This is a genomic window from Pseudomonas gregormendelii (assembly GCF_017114825.1).
In the GTDB taxonomy this organism is placed as follows: Bacteria; Pseudomonadota; Gammaproteobacteria; order Pseudomonadales; family Pseudomonadaceae; genus Aquipseudomonas; species Aquipseudomonas gregormendelii.
Map to the genome: position 1 here is coordinate 1 of NZ_JADEVO010000029.1, position 26,955 is coordinate 26,955.

Consider the following 26,955-nt stretch of genomic DNA (forward strand, 5'->3'; position numbering starts at 1 on the left):
AGTGAAACGATGCATCGCCGATGGTAGTGTGGGGTTTCCCCATGTGAGAGTAGGTCATCGTCAAGATTAAATTCCGAAACCCCTATCTGCGTATGCAGGTAGGGGTTTTGTTTTTGTCCGCAGGAAAATACCCTCAGCTATTGGCCCGACGACCGACATTGGCGGGTCATTCGGGGGTGGATTGCACTGCTTGTTTTTTACCTCTCGCTACGCATCCCTGCGCTCAAGAGATGATGACTTCTGGCCGATAACCCAGACGGCCAATGTCATTTTCTAAAACTGCCTGGAAATCCTCGATGCTGTCGTATCACCAAAAGCGGTTCCTGATCGTCGATGATTTCTCGGACTTTCGCAGTGCTGTCAGGTCGATGCTCCGGGAGTTGGGGATCAAGGACGTGGATACCGCGGATACCGGCGAGCAAGCGTTGCGCATGTGTTCGCAGAAGTCCTACGATTTCATCCTGCAGGACTTCCACCTGGGTGACGGCAAGAAGAATGGGCAACAGGTGCTCGAAGACTTGATGGTCGAGAAGTTGATCAGTCATGAGAGTGTGTTCGTGATGGTCACTGCCGAGACCAGCCAGGCGATGGTGTTGAGTGCCCTGGAGCACGAGCCTGATGCGTACCTGACCAAGCCGTTCAACCGGTCCGGCCTGGCCCAGCGCCTGGAGCGCCTGGTGCAACGCAAAACCCTGCTCAAGCCGATCCTGCAGGCCCTTGATCGCGGCAAGCCGCTGGAGGTGCTCAATGCCTGTATTGCCCTGTGCAAGCAGGACATTCGCTACTCTCCCCTGTGCCTGCGCTACAGAGCCGATGCACTGCGCGACCTGAACCAGAACGAGGCGCTGGAGCGTCTGTACGACAGCATCATTGCCGACCGACCGTTGCCCTGGGCGTTCGCCGGTCTGGGCAAGCTGTTGTTCAAGCGCGGCCAGATCACCCAGGCCAAGGGCGTGTACGAGAAGGCCCTGAAAGTGTTTCCGATGATGCCCGCGCTCTACGACGGCATGGCCGATGTGCTGGCGGCCGAAGGAGACACTCGCGGCGCCCAGCGGGTGCTGGAAGATGCGATCCGCCTCTCGCCCCTGGCGGTTCGCAGGCAGGCGCAGTTGGGCAAACTGGCGATGACCAACGAGGATTTCGAGACGGCTTCCAAGGCCTATCGCCAGGCGGTGGCGCAAGGTGCCCAGTCTCGCTTCAAGGACGCCGAGAGCAATCTCGGCCTGGCCCATGCCTTGATCAGCAAGGGCAGCGAGAAAGGCCTGGATACCCGCACCCGCCTGGAAATCAACACCACGCTGAGTGCCGTGGCGAAGGACAACCCGTCCGACCCCGGCTTGCAGATCCGTGCGCGCCTGATGAAGGCCACCAGCTTGTTGCTCAACGATGCCGAGACGGCCGAGAAGCTCACCGAGCAGGCGATGCAGCGGCTCGATGGCATGGAGCAGTTCATGAGCGCCGAGGCGGCGCTGCTGGTGGCCAAGCAGTTGCAGATGCTCGGACAGCCCGATGCAGGCGCCAGCATGTTGAAGAACTGTGCGGAAATCTACGGCGACGATCCGGCGGTGATGAAGGGCATCGCCAAATTGACCGATGACCCGGCCATTCTCAATTCCGGCAACCTGGCCGCCGACCTCAACCGTCAGGGCGTGCGGGTGTACAAGACCGGCAACCTGGTGGAAGCCCGTGCGGTGTTCCGCAAAGCCCTGGGGCTGCAGCCGAAGAACATCAGTATCGCACTGAATATGGCGCAGTCACTGCTGCATGGCACCGATACCAGCCTGCCTTCGGCCGAACTCATCGAGTGCCGGACCTGCCTGAAAATGGTTGGCCTGATGCCCGATTCCGATCCGCGCTTCCCGCGCTACCAGAAACTGAAAACCAAGGCGTTCGGCGCATGAACCACAACGACCCGGCACTGGACTTTTCCACGGTAATCGCTTCCACCGTGCACGACATGAAGAACTCCCTCGCGATGCTGATGCAGGCGCACAGCCAATGGCTGGGGCGCTTGCCGGCCCCCGCGCGGCAGGCGCCGGAGCAGGGTGTGATCGAATTCGAGTTCGCCCACCTCAATAGCATGCTGGTGCAACTGTTGGGGCTTTACAAAATAGGCATCAACCAGCTGCCTTTGCAGCCGGCCTATCATGAGCTGGACGATTTCATTGAGGCGCAACTGGCCTGTCATCAGGACGTGTTCGCCAGTCGCGGCATCATGGCCACCTTTGAAGTGGACCCGTTGAGCCCCCTGGGTTTCTTCGACCGCGAACTGATCGCCTCGGTACTGGGAAACTGCATCAACAATGCCATCCGTTACGCTCGCCAGGCGGTGCTGATCAGTGTGAGTGATACGGCTGGGCAACTGGTGATCACGGTCAATGACGATGGCGAGGGGTATTCGTCGCAGATGATTGAACACCAGGCCAATTATGTTCAGGGCATCAACCACACCACCGGCAGTACCGGCCTGGGCCTGTATTTTGCCGCGCGGATTGCTGCACTGCACCAGCGTAATGGCGTGGAAGGGCGCACCGAGATCGGCAACGGCGGCCCGTTGGGCGGCGGTTTGTTCAGCCTCTATCTGCCCTGAGGTAATTTTTGCCTGGCGCTGCTTGATATTCCGAACACGCGGAGCCTATTTTGTACGGGTTGCCCTTCGTGGCTCGCACAACAACAAGGATTGCGTCATGACAACCGATGGCCAGCGCTCACTCGCACAGCGACTGACGGGCATTGATGAAATCGAATGTGTCACGCCGGATTTGAACGGCGTTCCCCGTGGCAAGGTGATGACCGCAGAGGGATTCCTCGAAGGTCGACGCCTGCAGCTGGCGCGGGGGGTGATGCTGCAATGCATCATGGGCGGTTATCCGCCGGCGCGTTTCTACGGCAGTGATGACGGCGACCTGGCGCTGGTGCCGGATCCGGCACAGATCCATCGCCTGCCTTGGAGCAAGCATCCGCGAGCGCTGGCCATTTGTGATGCCGATGAACTCAGTGGCGAAAGCTCGAGCCTGTCGACCCGGGGCCAGCTCAAGACGGTCATCGCTCGTTATGCCGCCTTGGGCCTGGCGCCGGTGGTGGCAACCGAGCTGGAATTTTTCGTGTTCGCGCCCAACCCTGACCCGACGCTGGGGTTTGAGCCACCGGCCGGCCTGGACGGACGTCGCGAGGACGGACAGTGCGCGTTCAGTATCAGCTCCAACAACGGCCTGCGACCGTTCTTCCGCGAGGTCTACGAATGCATGGCCGCGCTGGGCCTGCCGCGCGATACGTTCATGCACGAGATGGGTGTGAGCCAGTTCGAGATCAATCTGCTGCATGGCGATCCCTTGCTGCTGGCCGACCAGACGTTCCTGTTCAAGCACCTGCTCAAGGAAGTCTCGCTCAAGCATGGCCTGATCGTGGTGTGCATGGCCAAGCCGCTGGCGCACACCCCTGGCAGTTCGATGCATATTCATCAAAGCATCGTCGAGATCGGCAGTGGCAAAAATGTGTTCAGTGACGAGGCGGGCGAGCCGACGGCGATGTTCCGTCATTTCATTGCGGGGCAGCAGGCGGGCATGGCGGATTTCACGGCGTTGTTTGCGCCTAATGTGAATTCCTACCAGCGCTTGTGCCATCCGTTTGCGTCGCCGAACAATGCCTGCTGGTCCCATGACAATCGTTCGGCAGGCTTGCGCATTCCCGCCAGTTCACCGGTCGCCCGTCGGGTCGAGAATCGCTTGCCGGGGGCGGATGCCAACCCGTACCTGGCCATCGCCGCGAGCCTGGCCGCCGGGCTGCATGGCATTGAAAACCAGCTGGAACCGAGCGAGCCGATCCAGGGTGAATTCCAGGTGCCGGATAATCTTTCGTTGCCCTGTACCTTACATGCCGCTCTCGAGCGTCTGAAACGTAGTCAATTGGCGAAGGAACTGTTTGGCACTGAGTTCATCGAAGGCTACGTCGCTTCGAAGACCCTTGAGTTAACCAGCTTCTTCGACGAAATTACGCCCTGGGAGCGTCGTGTCCTGGCCGCCCAGGCCTGACGAATCAGCGCCATCGGGCTATCTTTTCGGATAGCCCGACACTTACTGCAAGGAGCCGCTCGGAACGCCGATGCGCCAAATCTGGAAATCCTTTCGAGCGCTTTATTTCGCCTCGCTGATGATGTTGATCGGCTCAGGCTTGTTGAGTACTTATCTGGGCCTGCGCCTGGCCGCCGACAATGTCGACAGCCTGTGGGTGGGTGCCTTGATGGCGGCCAACTATTTCGGCCTGGTGCTGGGTGGCAAGATCGGCCACCGGCTGATCGCCCGGGTCGGGCATATCAGGGCCTATGCGACCTGTGCCGGTATCGTCGGTGCTGCGGTGCTCGGTCATGGATTGATCGACTGGCTGCCCGCCTGGCTGTTCCTGCGGGTGATTGTCGGCCTGGGCATGATGTGCCAGTACATGGTTATCGAAAGCTGGCTCAATGAGCAGGCCGAAGCCAAGCAGCGTGGCCTGGTGTTCAGCGGCTACATGATTGCCTCGTACCTGGGATTGGTTCTGGGTCAGTTGATTCTGGTCATGCACCCGGCGCTGGGCCTGGAGTTGTTGATGCTGGTCGCCCTGTGCTTCGCCCTGTGCCTGGTGCCGGTGGCCCTGACCCGGCGGATTCACCCCGCCCCCCTGCATCCTGCGCCCATGGAGCCGCGATTCTTTATCAAGCGGGTGCCGCAGTCACTCAGCACGGTGCTGGGCGCGGGCCTGATCGTCGGTTCGTTCTACGGCCTGGCGCCGCTGTATGCCTCGCAGCAAGGGCTGTCCACCGAGCAGGTCGGTCTGTTCATGGGTAGCTGCATTTTTGCCGGCCTGCTGGTGCAGTGGCCGCTGGGCTGGCTGTCCGATCGCTATGACCGGGCGCTGTTGATCCGCTGCTTTGCGTTCAGCCTGGCGGTGGCCGCGTTGCCGTTGGCGATCCTCAAGCAAGTGCCGCTGGAGGTGCTGTTCATCGCCGGGTTCTTCTGCTCGCTGGTGCAGTTCTGCCTGTATCCATTGGCCGTGGCCTTCTCCAATGACCACGTCGAAGGTGATCGCCGGGTCTCTCTGACCGCGATGCTGCTGGTGACCTATGGCGTGGGTGCGAGTATCGGGCCTTTGGTGGCAGGGGTCTTGATGAAGCTATTCGGCAGCCAGATGCTGTATGCGTTCTTCAGCTTCTTCGCGCTGGTGCTGGTGTGGCGAATCCGCCCGAAAGCGGTGACCAACCTGCACCAGGTCGACGACGCGCCGCTGCATCACGTGGCGATGCCGGACAGCATGTCGAGTTCGCCATTGGTAGCGGCGCTCGATCCGCGGGTGGATGAGCAGGTGGTGCAGGATCAGATGCAGAATCCGGTTGCGCCTGAGCCTGAGCCTGAGCCTGAGGTGGGACCAGAGCTGGAACCAGAGCCGAAATCTGAAACGGATGAACCCTCGGGCGACGACCCGGATGAGGGGCGTGAACAGAGCTTTACCGAAGCGCGTCCTTAAGTTCGGCGCATAAAAAAACGGGCAGTCACCGCAAGGGACTGCCCGTTTTTATTGGCGCCTGTATCAGAGGTCGTCTTTATCGAATCGGCGGGCTTCGCGCTGCAGCTGATAGACAAAGCGCTCGACCTGGCGCTGCACCAGGCCGCTCATGTTGTGAAAGCGCACGCCGGCGAAGGTGGTGGAAATTTTCTCTTCGAAATGCAGGTAACGCAGTTCAACCGGGGCAGTCATTTTGCCGAACGGCAGGGCAGCCATGAAACGGTCGTAGACCTGGCCCAGTTGCAGGTTGCCGCCGATGTCGCCGTCGAAACGCAATTTGCAGCCGGTGGCGGAGATGTCGAGCAACTTGCCCTTGATCGGCGCCATGAGTTTTTCACCGTCCAGGTCCACGTCCACCAGTTGCGCCAGCTTCAATGCTGCGCGGAAGGCGTTGCGGCGCTGGTGGTATACCACTTCGTCCGGCAGGGGGCCGTGATAGCAGCGGCTGCCACTGGTTTCGTCGATGGTCAGCGCGCCGTTGCTTTCCCAGGCGATTCGCACGCCGTCGTGAAAGCCTTCGACCTTGAACGGCTCGCCTGCCAGCAGGAAACGTTCGCCGTCACGGGGGATCATTTCGTCCAGGGCCATGGTGCCGTTGTCACGGTCAATCCCCACCAGATAACTCTGGAAGCGTTGGGCGCGCTCGTGAAACGTGATGATCAGCGGGTCGTGGCTGTCTTGCAGCTGACGAAGGGTGCCGGAGATCTCAAGGGGCGTGGTGAGCACCTTGGGTGGCTGCGGAGCATCATCCGCGCTTGAGGCATTGAACACGGTTCATCAATCTCCAGACAAAATTTGACAGCTGCTTGCCGGCATTTTGCCAGCATGTTTCTCGTCTTGATAGTGCGGGCTCGATGTCAGGTTCAGGCCTGACTGAGGGGACCCCGTTTCGCCAGGGTGGAGGTTGAACCGCGCGCGTCGTAAAGCGAGGGTGTGTCGCCGCCATGAAGGATTTTCAGCTGGGTGGCCGTGGCGGCCTGTTGCATCATGATGGACCGGCCATTGTGCACGTTGGCGTCCTGGCACTGGGCCAGGAGATCGGTCAGCACATCACTTTGCGACAACAGGCGGTCGCCAACGCTTGACTGGCTGGCCAGTTGCTCCAGCCCCTGTCGATTGAGCGGCAGGTTGAGGCTGGCAAGGATTTCGCTGCGCTTGCGGCCATGCTGTTCCAGCAAAATGATCAGTGCCTGCTTGCGCGCCAGAATATCCTCGAGCAGGCGCATGTCGCGACCATGCAAGGCGAGGGACTCGGTTTGCAGTAGCTCGAGCAATTGTTGCGCTGGCGCAAAGTCGTCGATGATCAGTTGTAGTAATTGGGTATCGTGCATGGCTAGCCTTGGGTTTTAAGCGTCCAAAAGCCTGGCGCAGACCGGAGCCTAGCGCTGGTGTTCGAAGTTGATCAGTTTGCTGGCTACGCTTTTGCTGTCGACTTTATAGCTGCCATCGGCAATCGCTGCTTTCAACTCGGCCACGCGGGCTTTGTCGACTTCAGGCTGATCGCGCAGCTTGTCAGTGACCTTCTGCAACTGCTGGGCCTCATTACTGAAATGTACCGATTCTCCGCTTTTCACGGTAGTGGCTTCCGGTGCCGGGGTATTCAGCGGCGCAGCCTTGGCATTTTCAGCCGCTTCCTTGCTGGCACTGGTACGTGTACTGCCCTTTAGTGGCAGAGCGCTGTTCGATGAGTTGAAATCGATGACCATGATAAAAAACCTCTGGGTATTTGGACGCTTGCCATGTTTTCGGCCATACCCGAGAAAACTTTAGGCCCATTTATCAATGAGCTTGCGCGCGTCAGCGCTGGCCCCTGCACGCCCTAGTTTAGGGAACAGTCGCAGGGTGCGCCATCTCTTCAAGCGGCTGCTTGCCAGGCCCGGCCTCTACATGGCGACTTCCACCTGGCCGGGCGCGATCACTTGCGCCTTGATGACTCGCTGGGAATTGAGGTTTTTCACGCGGATCTGATCGCGCAACCCGCCATTGGACAGCGCCTCGCCGGGCATGCGTACGCTGAGCGTGCCGCTGCGGGCGGTGATCACCACCTGGTCACCCTTGCTGATGACTTCCGCCTGTTCGATGTTCACCAGGGTGACCAGCTGATCGGCGACCATTGGTCGGGTCAACTTCTGTCCGATCGCCTGGTCCAGGGACGTCAGGTAGCCCTGGCTGATCAGGCTGATGTCGCGCTCGCGCAACATGACGTCTTCAGGTTCGATCACCCCGAGGCGTCGCAGCGGCCGAGTGGCGGTGACGACTTCGCGAAACAGGCGGACCTGCGCCGGCACGAAAACCGTCCACGGAGAGGCGCCTTCGCAACGAACTTTGACCGTGACACGCCCCAAGGGCCTGGCCGGGCTTTCAAGGCTGGCTGTCAATTCCCTGTCGCACATCGGCATGCGAAGGCGCGGGTCGAGTTGGTTGACTTCGATTTCATATCGACCCTCGGTCTGACTTGTCGCCAAATAGTCTTCTACGGTGAATTCAAGAAAACCCTGGGTCACGCCGATAAGCATGTCAGGCAAGGTAACCGAGTCGGCAAGGGCAGGGCTGCCAGCGTTAAATAGGCAGGCAGCCGCCGTCGCGCACAGCAATGTGTGCAAATGTGCGGTCAGGCGTCGGAAAAATGTCGGTTCTGTGCTCATAAGAGTTAAAAAGCAAGCGCCGTGCCGTTTAGCAATGAATGTGCGTCGCAACACACTTAAGCGTTGGTGTTAGGGGGTCTGGGCATGGCTGGTGTAATGGATTCGGTAAACCAGCGCACGCAACTGGTAGGGCAGAATCGCCTGGAGCTGTTGTTGTTCCGTCTCGACGGCCAGCAGCTCTATGGGATCAACGTATTCAAGGTTCGTGAGGTGCTGCAATGCCCCAAGCTGACCGTGATGCCCAAATCCAATCCTGTCGTGTGCGGTGTAGCGAGTATTCGGGGGGCAACCATTCCGATTCTCGATTTGGCGATGGCGACCGGTGCCGGTCGGCTGCTGGATCAAAGCAATCCCTTCGTGATCATCACGGAGTACAACACCAAGACCCAGGGGTTCCTGGTGCGCTCGGTGGAGCGAATCGTCAACATGAACTGGGAGGAGATCCATCCGCCACCCAAGGGCACCGGCCGCGATCATTACCTGACGGCTGTGACCCGGGTCGACAATCAGTTGGTCGAAATCATCGACGTGGAGAAAGTGCTGGCGGAAGTGGCACCCACGCCGGAAGCGATTTCCGTTGGTGTGGTGGACGTCGAGACCCAGCACAAGGCCCTGTCTTTGCGGGTGCTGACGGTTGATGACTCGTCCGTGGCACGCAAGCAGGTATCGCGTTGTCTACAGACGGTCGGTGTGGAAGTCGTGGCGTTGAACGACGGTCGGCAGGCCCTGGATTACCTGCGCAAGCTGGTGGACGAAGGGAAGAAGCCGGAAGAAGAGTTTCTGATGATGATTTCCGACATCGAGATGCCGGAAATGGACGGCTATACCCTGACCGCCGAGATCCGCAGCGACCCACGCATGCAAAAGCTTCATATCATCCTGCATACTTCGTTGTCGGGTGTGTTCAATCAGGCGATGGTCAAGAAAGTCGGTGCCGATGACTTCCTGGCCAAATTCCGTCCTGATGACCTGGCATCCCGGGTAGTCGACCGGATCAAAGCAGCAGATATCAGCTAGGGGCCTTTTGCTCCTGGCGATCAATACGAGTTAAGAGGCGGCACCATTGTCTACGGGTAATTTGGATTTCGAACAGTTCCGGGTATTCCTGGAAAAAGCCTGTGGCATTTTGCTCGGTGAAAACAAGCAATACCTGGTGTCCAGCCGCCTCAACAAACTGATGGAGCAGCAAGGCATCAAGTCCCTGGGGGAGCTGGTCCAGCGCATCCAGACCCAACCGCGCAGTGGTCTGCGCGAGATGGTGGTCGATGCCATGACGACCAACGAAACCTTGTGGTTTCGTGACACTTATCCGTTTGAAGTGCTGAAGAACAAGGTGCTGCCGGAAGCGATCAAGGCCGCTCCTGGTCAGCGCCTGCGGATCTGGTCGGCTGCCTGTTCGTCGGGGCAGGAACCGTACTCGTTGTCGATGTCGATCGATGAGTTCGAGCGGGTCAACCTGGGTCAGTTGAAGATGGGGGTGCAGATCGTTGCCACCGACCTTTCCGGCACCATGCTGACCAACTGCAAGACGGGCGAATACGACAGCCTGGCCATCGGTCGCGGCCTGTCGCCGGAACGTTTGCAGCGCTATTTCGACCCGAAAGGGCCGGGGCGCTGGGCCATCAAGGCGCCGATCAAAAGCCGCGTGGAGTTTCGCTCGTTCAACCTGCTGGACAGCTACGCGGCGCTGGGCAAGTTCGACATCGTGTTCTGTCGCAATGTGCTGATCTACTTTTCCGCTGAGGTGAAGAAGGACATTCTGCTGCGGATCCACAGTACGTTGAAACCGGGTGGGTATTTGTTCCTGGGCGCTTCCGAGGCACTCAATGGTTTGCCGGATCACTACCAGATGGTTCAGTGCAGCCCGGGGATTATTTACCAGGCGAAGTGATGCAAAGCGGCAGGCATAAAAAAGGGAGTCCCCAAGGACTCCCTTTTTTTATGCCTGCCGCTTTGCATCACGTAGGAGCTGCCGAAGGCTGCGATCTTTTGATCCTGTTTTTAGAGCGAGATCAAAAGACCGCTTTGCATCCCGTAGGAGCTGCCGAAGGCTGCGATCTTTTGATCCTGTTTTTTCAGATCAAGATCAAAAGATCGCAGCCTTCGGCAGCTCCTACAGGAGATGTCTAACTGGAACAAGCGGCAGAAAAGCGGCAGGCAGCGGAAACCCGTTGCCGCTTTTCTGTCGTTGCCGCCGGGGCCCGTGCCCGCAAAGCCCCGGTTTACGGGGTTTTTTCAATTGGCACGCAGCTTGCTATGTCCATCCTACGAAAATCCGGTCACCCGAAGGTTTCCCGACATGAGCATCAGCTTCGATAAAGCGCTCGGTATCCACGAACAGGCGTTGAACTTCCGCGCCCAGCGTGCCGAAGTCCTGGCCAACAACATCGCCAACGCCGACACCCCGAACTACAAGGCGCGGGACCTGGACTTCTCCAAAGTGCTCGCCGAGCAGAGCGAGAAAACCAAGGGCGGCGGATTTGCGCTGAACATGACCAACAGCCGGCATATCGAGGCCCAAGGCCTGGGCAGCGGCGACGAGTCGCTGTTGTACCGCACGCCGATGCAGCCATCGATTGACCAGAACACCGTGGACGCCCAGCTCGAACAGTCGAACTACGCGCAGAACTCGGTCAACTTCCAGGCCAGTTTCACCCTGCTCAATAGCAAATTCAAAGGGCTGATTTCAGCCTTGCGAGGAGAATAAATCATGTCCCTGTCCAGTGTTTTCAACATTGCCGGTAGCGGCATGAGTGCCCAGACCACTCGCCTGAACACCGTCGCCAGTAACATCGCCAACGCCGAGACCGTGTCGTCCAGCCTGGACCAGACCTACCGCGCACGGCACCCGGTATTCGCCACCATGTTCCAGGGTGCGCAGAGCGGCGGCAGCGATTCATTGTTCCAGAACCAGGACGGGGCCGGTCAGGGCGTGCAGGTGCTGGGCGTGGTCGAGGACCAGAGCAATCTGGAAGCCCGCTACGAACCCAACCATCCGTCTGCTGACGCCAAGGGCTACGTCTACTACCCGAACGTCAACGTGGTGGAGGAAATGGCCGACATGATTTCCGCGAGTCGTTCGTTCCAGACCAACGCCGAAATGATGAACACCGCCAAAACCATGATGCAGAAGGTCCTGACGCTCGGTCAGTGATAAGGGGCAACTCAGATGAGTGTTACCGATACGACAAGCAGCTTGAGCCTCAACGACATTCTGGCCAACTCCTCCGTCAAGAACACCTCCACCACCAGTGATGGCCTGGCTTCGGCCACCGGCAGTGCCGCCGGCAAGAAGGCCCTGGGCAAAGATGCGTTCCTGCAATTGCTGGTCACCCAGCTGAAGAACCAGAACCCGCTCGAGCCTCAGGACAACGGCGAGTTCGTCGCTCAGTTGGCGCAGTTTAGCAGCCTGGAAGGCATCACTACGCTTAACGACACCGTGAGTGGCATTGCCGGCAACTACAACTCGTCCCAGGCGCTGCAGGCCTCGTCGCTGGTGGGTCGTTCGGTGATTGCCCCGGGCGACAAGGCCGTGGTTGATACCTCCAAGAGCATGACGGGCACCGTGGCCATTCCGACGTCCGTGCCGGCCGCCACGCTGAAGATTACCGATAAGGACGGCACGGTCGTGCGCACCATCGACATGGGCAGCCAGGTAGCCGGCAACGCGAGCTTCATCTGGGACGGCAAGGACAACGCCGGCAAGACGGTCGAATCGGGTACTTACACTTTTGCAGCATCAGCCACCATCGACAGTCAGGCGGTTTCCCTGGTCACCAACCTGCCGGCCACCGTCAACAGCGTGACCATCAGCCAGACCGGTGGCGAGTTGATGCTCAACCTGGCGGGCCTGGGCAGCATCGCCCTGTCCAAAGTACAAACTATTGGTATGTAAAGCCGACTAACCCGGCATAAAGGAGTGAACCATGTCTTTCAATATCGGCCTTAGCGGTCTCTTTGCAGCCAACAAACAACTGGACGTCACCGGCAACAACATCGCCAACGTCGCGACCACAGGTTTCAAGTCGTCCCGTGCGGAATTCGAAGATGTCTACTCGGCGAGCAAGCTGGGTTCCGGAAGCAAGACCGTAGGCAGCGGTGTACGCCTGGCCAACGTGTCGCAGCAATTCACCCAGGGTGATATCACCAACACCGGCAACGTGCTGGACATGGGCATCAACGGCTCCGGTTTCTTCGTGTTGAACGACAGCGGTTCGCTGTCCTACACCCGCGCCGGCACGTTCAAGGTCGACAGCGAAGGCTACGTTACCAACACCGACGGCACTGCGCGCCTGCAGGGCTATGGCGTGGATGCCAATGGCAAGATCCAGAACGGTATGTTGACTGATCTGCGCATCGACACGTCCAACCTGGCGCCGAAGACCACCGACGCGATCTCGTCCACGATCAACCTGAACTCCACGGACAAGGTGATCGACCAAACGATTGCCACGAACAAGTTCGACCCGACCAAGGCCGAAACCTACAGCAAGAAATTCAACACGCCGATTTACGACAGCCAGGGCAATTCCCACGTCATGGAGCAATTCATGGTCAAGACCGGTCCGAACACGTGGGACAACTACACCCTGATCGATGGCCGCAACATGGACGGCAGCCTGTCCACTCCGCAGCCCTCGACGCTGAGTTTCGACTCTGCCGGCAAGCTGACCCAAATCAGCACGCCCGTGACTCCGCCGACCACACCGCCAACCTCGACCCTCGGCAATGATCTGAAGGTGACCAACTGGGTGCCGGGCACCGTCACCGACGGCGTCTGGACGGCCAACGGCGCAGCCGCCAACCCTGATGGCATGACTATCGCCATGGGCAATACCACGCAGTACAACGCCGACACTGCGCGTTCAATTCCAGTGCAGAACGGTTATGCCACCGGCCAGATCACCAACCTGACCATCGACGGCAGCGGCGTATTGCTGGCCAACTTCAGCAACTACCAGACCAAGCCGATCGGTCAGATTTCTCTGGCGAGCTTCACCAACGAACAAGGCTTGCAAGCGGTAGGTGGCACCAGCTGGAAAGAGACCTACTCGTCGGGTATCGCGGGCTACGATTCGCCGGACACCGGCAGTCTGGGCACGATCCGCTCCAACTCGCTGGAAGAGTCCAACGTCAACGTGACCAACGAGCTGGTCGACCTGATCAAGGCGCAGAGCAACTATCAGGCGAACGCGAAGACCATCTCGACCCAGAGCACTTTGATGCAGACCATTATTCAGATGACTTGATGGTGCAGTGCTGGACAGGAGCCCCTCTCTATAGAGGGGCTTTTTTGTTGTGGGTGGCAGGTGTGGGTCAAGGGATCGCAGCCTCGTTGCACTCGACAGCTCCTACAGAGTTTCTGCGTGAATCGCATTTCAATGTAGGAGCTGCCGAGTGCAACGAGGCTGCGATCTTTTAAGCATTTACACGAGGCAAAAGAAAACCCCCGGCAATCCAGAGGACTGATCGGGGGTTCTCAGGTAAGCGCTTTTCAGCGCTTACGGGCTCAGCTTATTGGCAAGCTTCGCAATCCGGCTCGTCGATGGCGCAAGCCTTCGGCACTGGAGCAGGGCCGGCTGGCGCTGCCAGGACCGAATCGTCACCGTGGTTGCCGCCGCTGGAAACAGCGTTCAGCTTGCCGGTGTTGATGGTCGACTTCTCAGTGCTGGTGGCGGCCAGGGCACGGAGGTAGTAAGTGGTTTTCAGACCACGGTACCAGGCCATGCGGTAGGTGACGTCCAGCTTCTTGCCCGAAGCGCCGGCGATGTACAGGTTCAGCGACTGAGCCTGGTCGATCCACTTCTGACGACGGCTGGCGGCGTCAACGATCCACTTGGTGTCCACTTCGAAGGCAGTCGCATAGAGCTCTTTGAGTTCTTGCGGGATGCGCTCGATCTGCTGTACCGAACCGTCGTAGTACTTCAGGTCGTTGATCATGACCGCGTCCCACAGACCGCGAGCCTTCAGGTCCCGAACCAGGTACGGGTTGATCACGGTGAATTCGCCCGACAGGTTCGATTTCACGTAGAGGTTCTGGTAGGTCGGTTCGATCGACTGCGAAACGCCAGTGATGTTGGCGATGGTCGCGGTCGGTGCGATGGCCATGATGTTGGAGTTACGAATGCCTTTCTGTACACGGGCGCGAACCGGTGCCCAGTCCAGGGATTCGTTCAGGTCCACGTCGATGTACTTCTGGCCACGTTGCTCGATCAGGATCTGTTGCGAATCCAGCGGCAGGATGCCCTTGGACCACAGCGAACCCTGGAACGTCTCGTAGGCGCCGCGCTCGTCTGCCAGGTCGCAGGAAGCCTGGATCGCGTAGTAGCTGACCGCTTCCATCGACTTGTCGGCGAACTCGACGGCCGAGTCGGAACCGTAAGGAATGTGCTGCAGGTACAGCGCATCCTGGAAGCCCATGATGCCCAGGCCGACCGGACGGTGCTTGAAGTTGGAGTTCTTCGCTTGTGGCACCGAGTAGTAGTTGATGTCGATAACGTTATCGAGCATGCGTACGGCGGTGTTCACGGTACGTTCCAGCTTGGCGGTGTCCAGCTTGCCGTTGACGATGTGGTTCGGCAGGTTGATCGAGCCCAGGTTGCAAACGGCGATCTCGTCCTTGTTGGTGTTCAAGGTGATCTCGGTGCACAGGTTCGAGCTGTGGACCACGCCCACGTGCTGCTGCGGGCTGCGCAGGTTGCACGGGTCCTTGAAGGTCAGCCATGGGTGACCGGTTTCGAACAGCATGGACAGCATTTTGCGCCACAGGTCTTTGGCCTGGATGGTCTTGAACAGCTTGACCTTGCCTGGGTACTCGGTGAGGGCTTCGTAGTACTCGTAACGCTCTTCGAAGGCCTTGCCGGTCAGGTCGTGCAGGTCCGGCACTTCGGATGGCGAGAACAGGGTCCATTTGCCGTCATCGAAGACACGCTTCATGAACAGGTCAGGGATCCAGTTGGCAGTGTTCATGTCGTGGGTACGACGGCGATCATCACCGGTGTTCTTGCGCAGCTCGATGAACTCTTCGATGTCCATGTGCCAGGTTTCCAGGTAGGCACATACAGCGCCTTTGCGCTTGCCACCCTGGTTAACGGCAACGGCGGTATCGTTCACCACTTTCAGGAACGGCACAACGCCCTGGGACTTGCCGTTGGTGCCCTTGATGTACGAACCCAAGGCACGCACCGGGGTCCAGTCGTTGCCCAGGCCACCGGCAAACTTGGACAACATGGCGTTGTCGTGGATCGCGTGGTAGATGCCCGACAGGTCGTCCGGAACGGTGGTCAGGTAGCAGCTGGACAGCTGTGGACGCAGGGTACCGGCGTTGAACAGCGTCGGGGTCGACGACATGTAGTCGAAGGACGACAGCAGGTTGTAGAACTCGATCGCACGATCTTCCTTGTTCTTCTCTTCGATCGCCAGGCCCATGGCCACGCGCATGAAGAAGATCTGCGGCAGTTCGAAGCGGATACCGTCCTTGTGGATGAAGTAACGGTCGTACAGGGTCTGCAGGCCCAGGTACGTGAACTGCTGGTCGCGCTCGTGGTTGATCGCCTTGCCGAGTTTTTCCAGGTCGAAAGTGGCCAGGATCGGGTTCAGCAATTCAAATTCAATACCCTTGGTGATGTACGCAGGCAGGGCCTGCGCATACAGGTCGACCATTTCATGGTGGGTCGCGCTGTCGGCGACGCCCAGGAAGCCCAGGCCTTCGGCACGCAGGGTGTCCATCAGCAGGCGCGCGGTGACGAACGAGTAGTTTGGCTCACGCTCGACCAGAGTACGGGCGGTCATTACCAGGGCGGTGTTGACGTCGGTCAGGGCCACGCCGTCGTACAGGTTCTTCAGGGTTTCGCGCTGGATCAGGTCGCCGTCGACTTCTTCCAGGCCTTCGCACGCTTCGGTGACGATGGTGTTCAGGCGGCCCATGTCCAGAGGCGCAAAGGTGCCATCGGCGCGGGTGATGCGGATCGACGGGTGAGCGTTGACCGATTGTTCGGCAGGGGCGTGGGCAGCGCGCTCTTTCGAACGACCGTCGCGGTAGATCACGTAGTCGCGAGCCACTTTCTGCTCGCCGGCACGCATCAGGGCCAGTTCGACCTGGTCCTGGATTTCTTCGATGTGGATGGTGCCGCCCGATGGCATGCGACGCTTGAAGGTTGCAGTGACCTGTTCGGTCAGGCGCGCAACGGTGTCATGGATTCGCGACGAAGCGGCAGCGGTGCCGCCTTCAACTGCGAGAAACGCTTTGGTGATCGCGACGGTGATCTTGTCGTCGGTGTAAGGAACGACAGTGCCGTTACGCTTGATCACGCGCAGCTGGCCAGGCGCGGTCGCGGACAGATCCGAAGTCGAATCAGCGGCCTGCGGCAAGGAGCCCTGCGGGTTCTCGCGAGTTGTGTCGGTTTGCATGGGGGGTTGTCTCCACATTCTCTATGTTTGTTTGGGCACCATCACGGTGCCCACCGTTCTGTCCTGAAGCACTACAACCGGCGAGCCGCCGGGCATACAACTTCGGGACAGATCAGGAAGGGGCTATTGGGGCGCCGCTTCCATGCCGAAGTCTTGGGTCCAGGCCTTGAACCTGGATCCGCATTCCATTTGGGTGACAGTTGACGACTGCAACACCCGTACCGCTTTTGCCGATTTCGGCCCAAAAACAGTAGCCATCCGCTTGCACGGTCTGGTCTTTCATAAATACGTAAAAATCAACCAGACAGAGGCGATTAAAGCGCTTGAATTTGATATCCGGTTTGTGTTTGGTTTTTTCTGCAAAACCCTACATGTAGGGTTTTTTTTCTGTCGGGCTACAAGATAGTGCGTTTTGGAGGGTGTTGCAACGTACTACCTGTGGATAAACCTGTGCGTATATTGTGCGTGAAACCTGGAACGCGCCCGTAGCCCGCGACCCTGCTGGATCAGACCGTTTGTCACGGTTTTTTGCCGGTCGAAAACAGCCGGGTGGTTTTTTAAGGGCGCGAACCCTACCACAAAAAATGGTCATATCCGAACGCATTTGCCAGCTTGTGTTCTCGGTGGCCGCCGTTTATACAATCGGCCTGTACACACGCATTATTTTCCTCCCTATTCATTACAAAAAGACGGGGGGAGCCTTCCTTTATGAGCGTTTCGGCAAGCAGAGGTCACCGTGGAGCAAGAAGCCTGGCAGGTATTGATTGTGGAGGACGATCAGCGTCTGGCCGAACTGACCCGCGATTACCTGGAAGCCAACGGCCTGCGCGTTTCGATCGAGGGCGATGGCGCCCTGGCCGCAGCGCGGATCCTCAAGGAACAGCCTGACCTGGTGATTCTCGACTTGATGCTTCCCGGCGAGGACGGCTTGAGCATCTGTCGCAAGGTCCGCGACCGCTACGACGGGCCGATCCTGATGCTGACCGCCCGCACCGACGACACCGATCAGATTCTGGGCCTCGATCTGGGGGCTGATGACTATGTGTGCAAACCGGTCCGTCCGCGGCTGCTGTTGGCGCGTATCCAGGCGTTGTTGCGCCGCAGCGAAGGGCCGGAAGTGGCCCCGGAAAAACAACGCCGCCTGCAATTCGGTCCGCTGGTGGTGGACAACGCATTGCGCGAAGCCTGGCTGCGTGATGTCAGCATCGAACTGACCAGCGCCGAATTCGATCTGCTGTGGCTGCTGGTGGACAACGCCGGGCGCATTCTGTCCCGGGAAGAGATCTTCACCGCACTGCGCGGCATCGGCTATGACGGCCAGGACCGCTCCATCGACGTGCGCATCTCGCGTATCCGCCCGAAAATCGGCGACGACCCGGACCACCCGCGATTGATCAAAACCATCCGTAGCAAGGGTTATCTGTTCGTTCCGGAAGCCTGCACCCTGTGAACTCGATCTTCCTGCGAATCTACGGCGGGATGTGCGCAGCACTGATCCTGGTAGCGGTACTCGGCGTGCTCGCCCTGCACCTGCTTAACGAGGTGCGCAGCGAGCAATACCGTGAACGCCTGGCCCATGGCACATTCTCGCTGATGGCTGACAACCTGCAACCGATGAACCAGACCGAGCGCCACCGGGCGCTGCTGGTCTGGGAGCGGCTGCTGGGCATTCCACTCACGCTGAAGACGTTTGCCCAGACCGACCTCGATCTAACCCAGCGTACCCGCGTGCTCCGCGGCCAGGCGCTGGTGGAACAGACCGGGCCGCACGCAGCGAGGGTTTACAGGCTGGTCAGTGACAAGGAACAGTTGATGCTGACCGGGGAGGTGCAGCAGATCAGCGAGCAATTGGCCCGGGCGACCATTTACCTGCTGGCTGACGAACTGGTGCGCGTTCCGGTGGCCGAGCAGCCCAGGCGCCTGGCCGAGCTCAAGGAAGACAAGGGCTTTGGCTTCGACTTGCGTCTGGTCACTGTTGATCAGGCGGACATGGACGAAGACCAGAGTCGGCGGGTGTCCGAGGGCGACACGGTGATGGCGCTGGGCAAGGAGGGCGATTCGATCCGGGTGTTTGCCGGCATGGTCGGTACCCCGTGGGTGCTGGAGATCGGTCCGCTGTACCAGATGAACCCTTACCCTGCACAGTGGCTGGTCCTGATCGCGGCCCTCGGCTTGAGCCTGATCGGGCTGATTGTCTACCTGCTGGTGCGCCAGCTGGAGCGCCGCTTACGCGGGCTGGAAGCCGCCGCCACCCGCATCGCCAAGGGCAGCCTGGAAACCCGGGTGCCAGCCCGCGGTGCGGACTCGGTAGGGCGCCTGGCGTCGGCCTTCAATGGCATGGCCGAACACTTGCAGCAGTTGCTGGCGATTCAGCGTGAACTGGTGCGCGCGGTGTCCCACGAGTTACGCACGCCAGTGGCGCGCCTGCGCTTTGGCCTGGAGATGATCGGCTCGGCCACGACGCCTCAAGCGCTGCACAAGTATTGCGAGGGCATGGACCACGACATCGAGGACCTCGATAAGCTGGTGGACGAAATGCTTACCTACGCGCGCCTCGAGCAGGGTTCCCCGGCCTTGAATTTTCAGCGGATCGATCTGGATGCACTGGTCAGCCAGGTCATCGAGGAGCTGGCGCCACTGCGGGCCGGTGTCACGGTGCAACGAGGTCTGTGCCTGTCTGCCGCCGATTGTGATGACGCCTGGGTCGAGGCCGAACCGCGTTACCTGCACCGGGCGTTGCAGAACCTGGTGAGCAACGCTATGCGTCACGCAACGACCAGGGTGACTGTCAGCTATCAGGTGGGGCAACAGCGCTGCCGGATCGATGTCGAGGACGACGGGCCCGGCGTGCCAGAGGTGGCCTGGGAACGAATCTTCACCCCGTTTTTACGCCTGGACGACAGTCGCACCCGGGCCTCGGGTGGGCATGGGTTGGGGTTGTCGATCGTCCGGAGGATCATTCATTGGCACGATGGCCGTGCGCTGATCGGCAAGAGCAAGAGCCTGGGCGGCGCCTGTTTCAGCCTGAGCTGGCCGAGACATCAGGAAAAGCGTTGAGCCCCCTGTGGGAGCGGGCTGGCTTGCGATGGGGTCCTCTCGAGCACTGAAACCATCAGGCCTGGATACTGACCAGGCTCAACAACTGCCCGTCCATCACCGCAAACTGCGCTTGCAGCTCGGCCCCGTTACGCCATTCGCTGGACAGGTCCGTGAGTAATCGCAATTTCACCTCCCCGGCTTCGTCCCACTCGAGCACTTCGGCATGCTCGAAGTAAAAACGCTGCTGCACGATCGGATACAAGGCCTTGAACAGGCTTTCCTTTACCGAGAACGTCAGCGTCACCAGCATCGCCAGCTGCTCGCGCCGACCGGCCGCCATGCGCTTTAATTCAGGTGCCGTCAGTATTTCCCCGGCCAGCCGTTCGGCTCGCTCCGGGTTCAGGATATTTTCCAAGTCCATGCCCAGGCCGCGCCAGTGGGCTTTTTTCGCGACGATCGCTGCTGCACGCCCGGTGCTGTGGGTGATCGAACCACTGATGTGCGCCGGCCAGACCGGCGCCCGGTCTTCACCTATCGCCGGGCTGAAATCCAGCCCCTCCAGTTGCTGCAACGCCGCCCGGGCACACACCCGCCCGGCGAGAAACTCCGCCTGGCGTTTGGCGACCGAGCGCTGGATGCTGGCAGGCACGGCGATGGCACTGCGTGCAAAGTCATCGTTGGTCAGCAGCGTACTGTCGAAGTGAGTGCTGAGCAGGACAGTTTCGGGCAGCGCAAACGGCAGTGGCCAATGAGCGTCGAGTGGCGTGCAGCAGGCGGGCAGGGCGGGGGAATGGTTCATGTCAGGCATTTTGCCGGGTTGCCTCCTGGCTGGGTAGAGTCGAAGAGCTTTTGGCTGCTCCGGGTGACAAGGACGCTGCCTCGCCACCCAGACGTTCTCACCTTTCAGTCAGGAAAAGATTGTCTTGAGAAAGGCCTGCATGTCCGCCCAGGATTTTTCATCGGCAGCCTTGTTGTAACCGATATCCGGCCCGCCATGCTCGCCGTGACCGAGGCGGTCGGCATCCGGATTGCTGAAGCCGTGCTTGGCGCCTTCCAGGCTGACGAAGCGGTAGTCCGCGCCGGCCTTGTCCATTTCCGTCTTGAATGCCGCGACGTTGTCGGCAGTGACCATGCTGTCCAATGCCCCGTGCTCCACCAGGATTTTCGCCTTCACGGTTCCGGGTGACGCCGGCGTCTGGGTTACCAGCGCACCATGGAAGCTCACCACACCCGCTAACGGCACGCCCTGGCGTGCGGCGTTGAGCACCACCGCCCCACCGAAGCAGTAACCGATGGCCGCGAGTTTTTGTGGGTCGGTCTGCGGTTGTTGTTTCAACAGGTCAAGCCCGGCCTGAAAGCGCCCACTCGCCGTCGAGCTGTCCTTGAGAGCGGCCTGCATGAAGGCCATGGCGTCTTTGGGGTGCTCGGTGTTCTGGCCATCGCCATACATGTCGATGGCCAGGGCGCTGTATCCCAGGCCTGCCAGATCGCGGGCGCGGCGTTTGGCATAGTCGTTGAGTCCCCACCATTCATGCACCACCACAACCCCCGGGCGCGGGCCCTTGATCGAGTCGTCGTAGGCGTAATAACCGATGAGCCGGGTGCCGTCGGCGCTTTGGTAGGGGATTTCCCGGGTCTGGATAGCCGCCTGGCTGAGTCCGCTCAAGGCGATTAATACGAGGGCAAGAAACGCGCGCATGGTTGGATCTCCCGCAAGTCAGTCATCGAAAAAGGTCGGTTCTGTCTGGTTCAGCCCAGGTTCAGAAGGTGTTCAGGGTGAGTTCAGGGCGAGCTGAGTAATCTTCTCCCATACCCAACAAGCACATGACAACACAAGGAAACACCTAATGACTGGATTCAAAAAATTGCTGCTGGCTATCACCGTTATGGGCGCGAGTACCGCTGCCATGGCCAATGACAACTTCGTCAGCTTTACTCTTGGACAGACCAGCGACAAGATCAAAAAGTCCCATGCCATGAACAGCAACTTCAACCACCCGAGCGCCGCCGCGATCGACAAAAGCACTACTTTTGGTGTTCGCGTCGGTCAGCAAAACAGCCAAGGTCGCTACTACGCCACATACGACAACGTGTCGGACATGAACCACGACGGCCTGAACCTGCGCCAGGAAAACCTCTTGGGTAGCTATGATGTGTTCTACCCGGTGGGCGGTAGCACCAAACTGTTTGGCGGTGCCACCGCCGGTTTGGCCAAATTGTCGCAGGAAACACGAGGCTTCAGCCGCGACAGCAATATTGGCTATGCCATCGGAGGGCAGTTGGGGATCTTGCAACAGGTTTCTCAAAAAACCTCGTTGGAACTGGGTTACCGTTATCTACGTAGCAATGCCAGCACCGAATTGAGCCGTGGCGGTAGCAAGTGGGGCTCGGTGGATTTGACCAGCAGCGCCCAGACGTATCTGGCGGCGAACTACGCTTTCTAAGCGGTACATCGCGAAAGGTTTGCGCCGTATCGACCTGAACAGGGGGATGCGGCGTCGCCGTGTTAACCATAGAGGTGCGCTGTCGTGCCTCGGCAGATGTTGATGTGTGCCTGGGAGGGCGTTATGAAATTGCTGGTCGTAGAAGATGAAGCGCTGTTGCGCCATCACCTGCAAACCCGCCTCACGGACAGTGGTCATGTGGTGCAGTCCGTGGCCAATGCGGAAGAGGCCCTCTACCAGGCCGAGCAATTCAACCATGATCTCGCGGTGATCGACTTGGGGCTGCCAGGCATGGGCGGGCTCGACCTTATTCGCCAGTTGCGTTCGCAGGGCAAGGTCTTTCCCATCCTGATTCTGACCGCCCGCGGGAATTGGCAGGATAAAGTCGAAGGCCTTGCCGCTGGCGCCGACGATTACGTGGTCAAGCCGTTTCAGTTCGAGGAGCTGGACGCCCGGCTCAATGCCCTGTTGCGCCGCTCCAGTGGCTTTACCCAGTCAACGATCGTGGCTGGGCCGTTGCTGCTCGACCTCAATCGCAAGCAGGCCTGCCTGGATGATCAACCGTTGGCACTGACCGCCTATGAGTACCGTATCCTGGAGTATTTGATGCGCCACCATCAGCAGGTGGTACCCAAGGACCGCTTGATGGAGCAACTCTACCCTGATGATGACGAGCGCGATCCGAACGTCATTGAAGTCTTGGTGGGACGCCTGCGCCGCAAGCTCGAGGGGCCTGGCGGATTTAAACCGATCGATACCGTCCGTGGCCTCGGCTACCTGTTTACCGAGCGCTGCACTTGATTCGTTCGCTACGTGTGCGCTTGATGCTCGCTGCCACGATCCTGGCAGTGTTGTTCATGCTGGCGTTACTGCCGGCGATGCAGGGCGCTTTCAGTCTGGCATTGCAAGACTCCATCGAACAGCGCCTGGCGTCGGACGTCACCACGTTGATCTCTGCCGCCCGTGTTGAAGACAACCGACTGAAGATGCCGGAGCAACTGCCTGACGAGCGGTTCAACCTGACTGACGGCCGGCTGCTGGGTTACATCTACGATCGCGATGGTCACCTGGTGTGGCGCTCGAACGGTAACCAGGAGGAACACATCAATTACACGCCCCGTTACGACGGGCGCGGCAACGAGTTCGCCAGAATTCGCGAAGCCAATGGCCAGGAGTTTTTCGTCTACGACGTCGAGGTCAAGTTGCTCGGCGGCCAGAGCGCGGCGTTCAGTATCGTCGCTTTGCAGCCGGTACGTGAGTACGAGTTCACCCTCGACGGGCTGCGGGAAAATCTCTACCTGGGCTTCGGCGCTGCACTGCTGGTGCTGCTGGCGTTGCTGTGGATCGGCCTGACCTGGGGCTTGCGCGCGTTGCGCCGGCTGAGCCAGGAACTGGACGAAATCGAAGGCGGAACCCGTGAAAGCCTGAGTGAGCAACATCCCCGTGAACTGCTGCGTCTGACCGGCTCCCTCAACCGTTTGCTGCACGGTGAACGTGAGCAACGCAGTCGCTACCGTGATTCCCTCGATGACCTGGCCCATAGCCTGAAAACGCCGCTGACTGTTCTTCAGGGAGTCAGCGAAGACATGGCGCAGCGTCCTGAAAATCGCGAACAGGCCTGGGTGCTGCAAACCCAGATTGAGCGCATGAGCCAGCAGATCAGCTACCAGTTACAACGGGCCAGCCTGCGCAAGAGTGGTCTGGTACGCCATCAGGTGCTCTTGCGCCCGGTATTGCAAAGCCTGTGTGACACGTTGGACAAGGTGTATCGCGACAAGCGTGTGCAGGTGTCCTTTGACCTGCCAGAGCCTTGCTATGTGCCAATCGAACAGGGGGCGCTGCTGGAAATGTTGGGCAACCTGCTGGAGAACGCCTATCGCCTGTGCCTGGGTGAGGTGCGAGTCAGTATGCGCGACACCGCAGAGGGCATCGAATTGTGCGTCGAGGATGACGGTCCCGGTGTGCCTTCGGACCAGCGTGCGCGAATTCTGCTGCGTGGCGAGCGTCTGGATCGTCAGCATCCGGGGCAGGGGATCGGCCTGGCCGTGGTCAAGGACATCATCGAAAGCTACAGCGCGAAGCTGACCCTCGACGACTCGCCCATGGGGGGGGCGGCGTTCCGGATTCATTTTCCGGTGCTCTAGAGTGCTCAGTTTTCCTGCGCCCGATAGGCTCCCGGCGTCAATCCGGTCCATTTCTTGAACGCCCGGTGGAACGCAGATGGCTCGGAGAATCCCAGTTGTTCGGCGATCTGTTGCAACGACAGGTCTGAGCGGCTCAGGTGGTAAATCGCGATGTCCCGGCGCAGTTGATCCTTCAACCCTTGAAAACTTGTACCTTCCTCGCGCAAATGCCTGCGCAGGGTCTGCGGGCTGATGTTCAGGTGCGCGGCCACTGCTTCCAGGTCAGGCCAGCGCGAACTGTCCCGACTGAGCAGTCGTCTCAGCCGGCTGCTCAAGCTGTTGCCATCGTCGGGGCGTGCCAGCAGGTCGGCAGGCGAGCGCTGCAGAAAGTGCTTGAGGGTGCGCTCGTCCTGCAACAGCGGCCTATCCAGGTAACGGCTGTGGAACACCAGGCTGCTCTGCCTGGCGGCAAATTCGAGGGGGCAGGAGAACAGCAGGTCATATTCGGCGCCGTGTTCGGGACGCGCATAGCTGAATGTCGCCTGTTCCAGCAGGATGCGCTGGCCAATCAGCCAGCTACCCAGTCGATGCCAGACCATCAGCTGGCTTTCGGTGAGGAAGTGGTCCGGATCACGGAACTGCGAATCGTCCAGGCTGAGGCGGATCATTTCGCCCTCGCGGCTGATGGTCAGGCGCGGGCCGTCGGGGAATAGGCTATAAAACAATAAGCCGCGATGCAGGGCCTTATCCAGATTACGGCAGTGGATCAGGGCGTGACACATCATCGCGAAGCTGCCGGGCCGACTGACTGTTGGCCCGAAACCGAGAAATTCGTCATCCAGCGCTGCCCATAGTCCCTGGAGCAGTCGGGTAAATTGCTCTGGAGCAATCCGCGCACGGGGCTCCTCAAGCAGCTCGGGACTAATGCCCAGTTGCTGGAGCAGGCCTGAATAATCGTACCCGCTTCGGCGAGCACCACCGAGGGCGGCGCGGGCGAAGTGGCTGGCGATGGTGCGTTCGCGCATAGAGTGAAAGTCCGTCCGTTGAACGGCGGATAGTAGACACGAGACTGGCGTCTCAACAAGGCGGATATCCGCCAATTTACCGGACGTCATCGGGCTGATGGGCGGAAATCCGCCACTTGCGCCCGGCGCCCCGGGGATGCTGAAAAACTTGCAAGGCTTGATGTCCAACGGCTTGCAGGCAGTTTTATAAAGGTGGCACGGGCCTTGCGATGTAACGGGTAGATGTCTGCCATCGCGCAGCTCGAAAAAACAAATCCCTCCAGTGCAGGAGGGTTCGCAATTCAGGTGTCAGGGACAACAGATGGATGTTGTTCGCGGGCACTCTTGAGGAACTTTGCAATGACGACTCGTCAGCCACTGTACAAATCCCTGTATTTCCAGGTGATCGTTGCTATCGCCATCGGCATCCTGCTCGGTCACTTCTATCCGCAGACCGGCGTAGCCCTCAAGCCGCTGGGTGACGGGTTCATCAAACTGATCAAAATGATCATTGCCCCCATCATCTTCTGCACCGTCGTCAGCGGTATTGCTGGCATGCAGAACATGAAGTCGGTCGGCAAGACTGGCGGTTACGCGCTGCTCTATTTCGAAATCGTTTCGACCATCGCCCTGCTGGTTGGCCTGGTGGTGGTGAACATCGTGCAGCCAGGCAACGGCATGCACATTGATGTGAGCACTCTGGATGCGTCCAAAGTCGCCCAGTATGTGGCGGCTGGTGCTGATCAAAGCGTCGTTGGCTTCCTGCTGAATGTGATCCCGTCCACCATCGTGGGTGCGTTCGCCACCGGCGACATCCTGCAAGTGCTGATGTTCTCGGTGATCTTCGGTTTCGCCCTGCATCGCCTGGGTGCCTACGGCAAGCCGCTGCTGGACTTCATTGATCGCTTTGCCCATGTCATGTTCAACATCATCAACATGATCATGAAGCTTGCGCCCATCGGTGCCTTCGGTGCGATGGCATTCACCATCGGTGCCTACGGCGTTGGCTCGCTGGTGCAGCTGGGTCAACTGATGGCCTGCTTCTACATCACCTGCCTGCTGTTCATCCTGATCGTATTGGGCGGTATCGCCCGCGCCCACGGCTTCAGCGTGCTGAAAGTGATTCGCTACATCCGTGAAGAACTGCTGATCGTGCTGGGTACTTCTTCTTCGGAATCGGTACTGCCGCGCATGCTGATCAAGATGGAACGTCTGGGCGCTAAGAAATCCGTGGTAGGTCTGGTGATCCCGACCGGCTACTCGTTCAACCTCGACGGTACAGCCATCTACCTGACCATGGCTGCGGTGTTCATTGCCCAGGCAACCGATACCCACATGGACATCACTCACCAGATCACCCTGCTGGTGGTGTTGCTGCTGTCCTCCAAAGGGGCTGCCGGCGTGACCGGGAGCGGTTTCATTGTGCTGGCCGCGACCTTGTCCGCCGTTGGCCACCTGCCAGTTGCCGGCCTGGCGCTGATCCTTGGTATCGACCGCTTCATGTCTGAAGCCCGAGCCCTGACCAACCTGGTGGGCAACGCCGTTGCGACCCTGGTCGTGGCCAAGTGGGTCAAGGAACTGGACGTCGATGTCATGCAAGCCGAACTGGCTTCCGGCGGTCGTGGTATTGCCGAAGAGCGTGAAGAGGACGACCTGGGCGTAGCCGAAGGTCCGACCCCAAGCAACGTCAAATAAGACTGCTGTTTTGACAAAACCCGCTTCGGCGGGTTTTTCATGGTTGGGATTTGAGCGC

Annotated in this window: 26 protein-coding genes; 18 read left to right on the forward strand and 8 right to left on the reverse strand. The window is 59.5% G+C overall.

Annotated features, from left to right (window positions below; all coding sequences use genetic code 11):
• The first annotated feature begins 296 nt into the window (after positions 1-296).
• The 4 genes from IMW75_RS18935 to IMW75_RS18950 all read left to right on the forward strand — a co-directional run bounded on the left by IMW75_RS18935 (position 297) and on the right by IMW75_RS18950 (position 5,499).
• Complete coding sequence (locus IMW75_RS18935; RefSeq protein WP_045061814.1) at positions 297-1,901, forward strand: tetratricopeptide repeat-containing response regulator; 1,605 nt, start codon at positions 297-299, stop codon at positions 1,899-1,901.
• Complete coding sequence (locus IMW75_RS18940; protein WP_205893447.1) at positions 1,898-2,590, forward strand: sensor histidine kinase; 693 nt, start codon at positions 1,898-1,900, stop codon at positions 2,588-2,590. Before IMW75_RS18935 ends, IMW75_RS18940 begins: the two co-directional genes overlap by 4 nt.
• Before the next feature lie 199 nt (positions 2,591-2,789).
• On the forward strand, positions 2,790-4,031 hold the full coding sequence (locus IMW75_RS18945; protein ID WP_205893478.1) for a glutamine synthetase family protein: 1,242 nt from the start codon (positions 2,790-2,792) through the stop codon (positions 4,029-4,031).
• Between the two features lie 70 nt (positions 4,032-4,101).
• The gene (locus tag IMW75_RS18950) at positions 4,102-5,499 is read left to right on the forward strand and encodes an MFS transporter (protein ID WP_205893448.1); all 1,398 of its coding nucleotides are present in this window, start codon (positions 4,102-4,104) and stop codon (positions 5,497-5,499) included.
• Positions 5,500-5,562: 63 nt separating this feature from the next.
• On the opposite strand, the gene IMW75_RS18955 is transcribed toward IMW75_RS18950, so the two are convergent.
• The 4 genes from IMW75_RS18955 to flgA all read right to left on the reverse strand — a co-directional run bounded on the left by IMW75_RS18955 (position 5,563) and on the right by flgA (position 8,183).
• On the reverse strand, positions 5,563-6,309 hold the full coding sequence (locus IMW75_RS18955; protein ID WP_205893449.1) for a flagellar regulator YcgR PilZN domain-containing protein: 747 nt from the start codon (positions 6,307-6,309) through the stop codon (positions 5,563-5,565).
• Positions 6,310-6,401: 92 nt separating this feature from the next.
• Positions 6,402-6,869, reverse strand: a complete 468-nt coding sequence (locus IMW75_RS18960; RefSeq protein ID WP_205893450.1) for a flagella synthesis protein FlgN — start codon at positions 6,867-6,869, stop codon at positions 6,402-6,404.
• 48 nt (positions 6,870-6,917) lie between these two features.
• The gene (flgM, locus tag IMW75_RS18965; protein WP_045061808.1) at positions 6,918-7,244 is read right to left on the reverse strand and encodes a flagellar biosynthesis anti-sigma factor FlgM; all 327 of its coding nucleotides are present in this window, start codon (positions 7,242-7,244) and stop codon (positions 6,918-6,920) included.
• 177 nt (positions 7,245-7,421) lie between these two features.
• Positions 7,422-8,183, reverse strand: a complete 762-nt coding sequence (flgA, locus tag IMW75_RS18970) for a flagellar basal body P-ring formation chaperone FlgA (protein ID WP_045061807.1) — start codon at positions 8,181-8,183, stop codon at positions 7,422-7,424.
• Between the two features lie 84 nt (positions 8,184-8,267).
• Here flgA and IMW75_RS18975 point away from each other — a divergent pair, with 84 nt between their 5' ends.
• The 7 genes from IMW75_RS18975 to flgE all read left to right on the forward strand — a co-directional run bounded on the left by IMW75_RS18975 (position 8,268) and on the right by flgE (position 13,432).
• Positions 8,268-9,200 carry a chemotaxis protein CheV gene (locus IMW75_RS18975; RefSeq protein ID WP_045061806.1) on the forward strand — a complete coding sequence of 311 codons (933 nt, stop codon included), beginning with the start codon at positions 8,268-8,270 and terminating at the stop codon, positions 9,198-9,200.
• Between the two features lie 46 nt (positions 9,201-9,246).
• Positions 9,247-10,074, forward strand: a complete 828-nt coding sequence (gene cheR, locus IMW75_RS18980; RefSeq protein ID WP_045061805.1) for a protein-glutamate O-methyltransferase CheR — start codon at positions 9,247-9,249, stop codon at positions 10,072-10,074.
• 50 nt (positions 10,075-10,124) lie between these two features.
• Positions 10,125-10,313, forward strand: coding sequence for a hypothetical protein (locus IMW75_RS18985; RefSeq protein WP_205893451.1), 189 nt, complete (start codon positions 10,125-10,127; stop codon positions 10,311-10,313).
• A 169-nt stretch (positions 10,314-10,482) separates the two neighbouring features.
• Positions 10,483-10,890 carry a flagellar basal body rod protein FlgB gene (gene flgB / locus IMW75_RS18990; RefSeq protein ID WP_045061804.1) on the forward strand — a complete coding sequence of 136 codons (408 nt, stop codon included), beginning with the start codon at positions 10,483-10,485 and terminating at the stop codon, positions 10,888-10,890.
• A gap of 3 nt (positions 10,891-10,893) precedes the next feature.
• Positions 10,894-11,337, forward strand: coding sequence for a flagellar basal body rod protein FlgC (gene flgC, locus IMW75_RS18995; protein ID WP_045061803.1), 444 nt, complete (start codon positions 10,894-10,896; stop codon positions 11,335-11,337).
• A gap of 15 nt (positions 11,338-11,352) precedes the next feature.
• Positions 11,353-12,078, forward strand: a complete 726-nt coding sequence (flgD, locus tag IMW75_RS19000; RefSeq protein ID WP_045061802.1) for a flagellar hook assembly protein FlgD — start codon at positions 11,353-11,355, stop codon at positions 12,076-12,078.
• A 31-nt stretch (positions 12,079-12,109) separates the two neighbouring features.
• Entirely contained in the window at positions 12,110-13,432 is a 1,323-nt protein-coding gene (flgE, locus tag IMW75_RS19005) for a flagellar hook protein FlgE (RefSeq protein ID WP_045061801.1), read from the forward strand.
• Positions 13,433-13,697: 265 nt separating this feature from the next.
• Here the strand turns inward: flgE and IMW75_RS19010 are convergent, their stop codons facing one another.
• The gene (locus tag IMW75_RS19010; protein WP_205893452.1) at positions 13,698-16,592 is read right to left on the reverse strand and encodes a ribonucleoside-diphosphate reductase subunit alpha; all 2,895 of its coding nucleotides are present in this window, start codon (positions 16,590-16,592) and stop codon (positions 13,698-13,700) included.
• Between the two features lie 142 nt (positions 16,593-16,734).
• Here IMW75_RS19010 and IMW75_RS19015 point away from each other — a divergent pair, with 142 nt between their 5' ends.
• The 3 genes from IMW75_RS19015 to IMW75_RS19025 all read left to right on the forward strand — a co-directional run bounded on the left by IMW75_RS19015 (position 16,735) and on the right by IMW75_RS19025 (position 19,649).
• The gene (locus tag IMW75_RS19015; RefSeq protein ID WP_045061799.1) at positions 16,735-16,998 is read left to right on the forward strand and encodes a hypothetical protein; all 264 of its coding nucleotides are present in this window, start codon (positions 16,735-16,737) and stop codon (positions 16,996-16,998) included.
• A gap of 330 nt (positions 16,999-17,328) precedes the next feature.
• Positions 17,329-18,042: a response regulator gene (locus IMW75_RS19020; protein WP_045061798.1), complete on the forward strand. Its 714-nt coding sequence runs from the start codon at positions 17,329-17,331 to the stop codon at positions 18,040-18,042.
• Positions 18,039-19,649, forward strand: a complete 1,611-nt coding sequence (locus IMW75_RS19025; protein ID WP_045061797.1) for an ATP-binding protein — start codon at positions 18,039-18,041, stop codon at positions 19,647-19,649. Before IMW75_RS19020 ends, IMW75_RS19025 begins: the two co-directional genes overlap by 4 nt.
• A 55-nt stretch (positions 19,650-19,704) precedes the next feature.
• Here the strand turns inward: IMW75_RS19025 and IMW75_RS19030 are convergent, their stop codons facing one another.
• Both IMW75_RS19030 and IMW75_RS19035 read right to left on the reverse strand, forming a co-directional pair.
• Positions 19,705-20,430 (reverse strand): 4'-phosphopantetheinyl transferase family protein, encoded by a 726-nt coding sequence (locus IMW75_RS19030; RefSeq protein WP_201777876.1) that lies wholly within the window; start codon positions 20,428-20,430, stop codon positions 19,705-19,707.
• A gap of 108 nt (positions 20,431-20,538) precedes the next feature.
• Positions 20,539-21,330 (reverse strand): dienelactone hydrolase family protein, encoded by a 792-nt coding sequence (locus IMW75_RS19035; protein WP_205893453.1) that lies wholly within the window; start codon positions 21,328-21,330, stop codon positions 20,539-20,541.
• Between the two features lie 148 nt (positions 21,331-21,478).
• Here IMW75_RS19035 and IMW75_RS19040 point away from each other — a divergent pair, with 148 nt between their 5' ends.
• The 3 genes from IMW75_RS19040 to IMW75_RS19050 all read left to right on the forward strand — a co-directional run bounded on the left by IMW75_RS19040 (position 21,479) and on the right by IMW75_RS19050 (position 24,219).
• A complete protein-coding gene (locus tag IMW75_RS19040) occupies positions 21,479-22,075 on the forward strand; it encodes a hypothetical protein (RefSeq protein WP_205893454.1) in 597 nt (198 codons plus the stop codon).
• Between the two features lie 123 nt (positions 22,076-22,198).
• A complete protein-coding gene (locus tag IMW75_RS19045) occupies positions 22,199-22,876 on the forward strand; it encodes a response regulator transcription factor (protein ID WP_045061793.1) in 678 nt (225 codons plus the stop codon).
• Positions 22,873-24,219, forward strand: a complete 1,347-nt coding sequence (locus tag IMW75_RS19050; RefSeq protein WP_205893455.1) for an ATP-binding protein — start codon at positions 22,873-22,875, stop codon at positions 24,217-24,219. Before IMW75_RS19045 ends, IMW75_RS19050 begins: the two co-directional genes overlap by 4 nt.
• 5 nt (positions 24,220-24,224) lie before the next feature.
• Here the strand turns inward: IMW75_RS19050 and IMW75_RS19055 are convergent, their stop codons facing one another.
• The gene (locus tag IMW75_RS19055) at positions 24,225-25,223 is read right to left on the reverse strand and encodes an AraC family transcriptional regulator (RefSeq protein WP_045061791.1); all 999 of its coding nucleotides are present in this window, start codon (positions 25,221-25,223) and stop codon (positions 24,225-24,227) included.
• 339 nt (positions 25,224-25,562) lie between these two features.
• On the opposite strand from IMW75_RS19055, the gene IMW75_RS19060 reads away from it, so the two are divergent.
• Positions 25,563-26,897, forward strand: coding sequence for a dicarboxylate/amino acid:cation symporter (locus IMW75_RS19060; protein WP_045061790.1), 1,335 nt, complete (start codon positions 25,563-25,565; stop codon positions 26,895-26,897).
• The last annotated feature ends 58 nt before the right edge of the window (positions 26,898-26,955 follow it).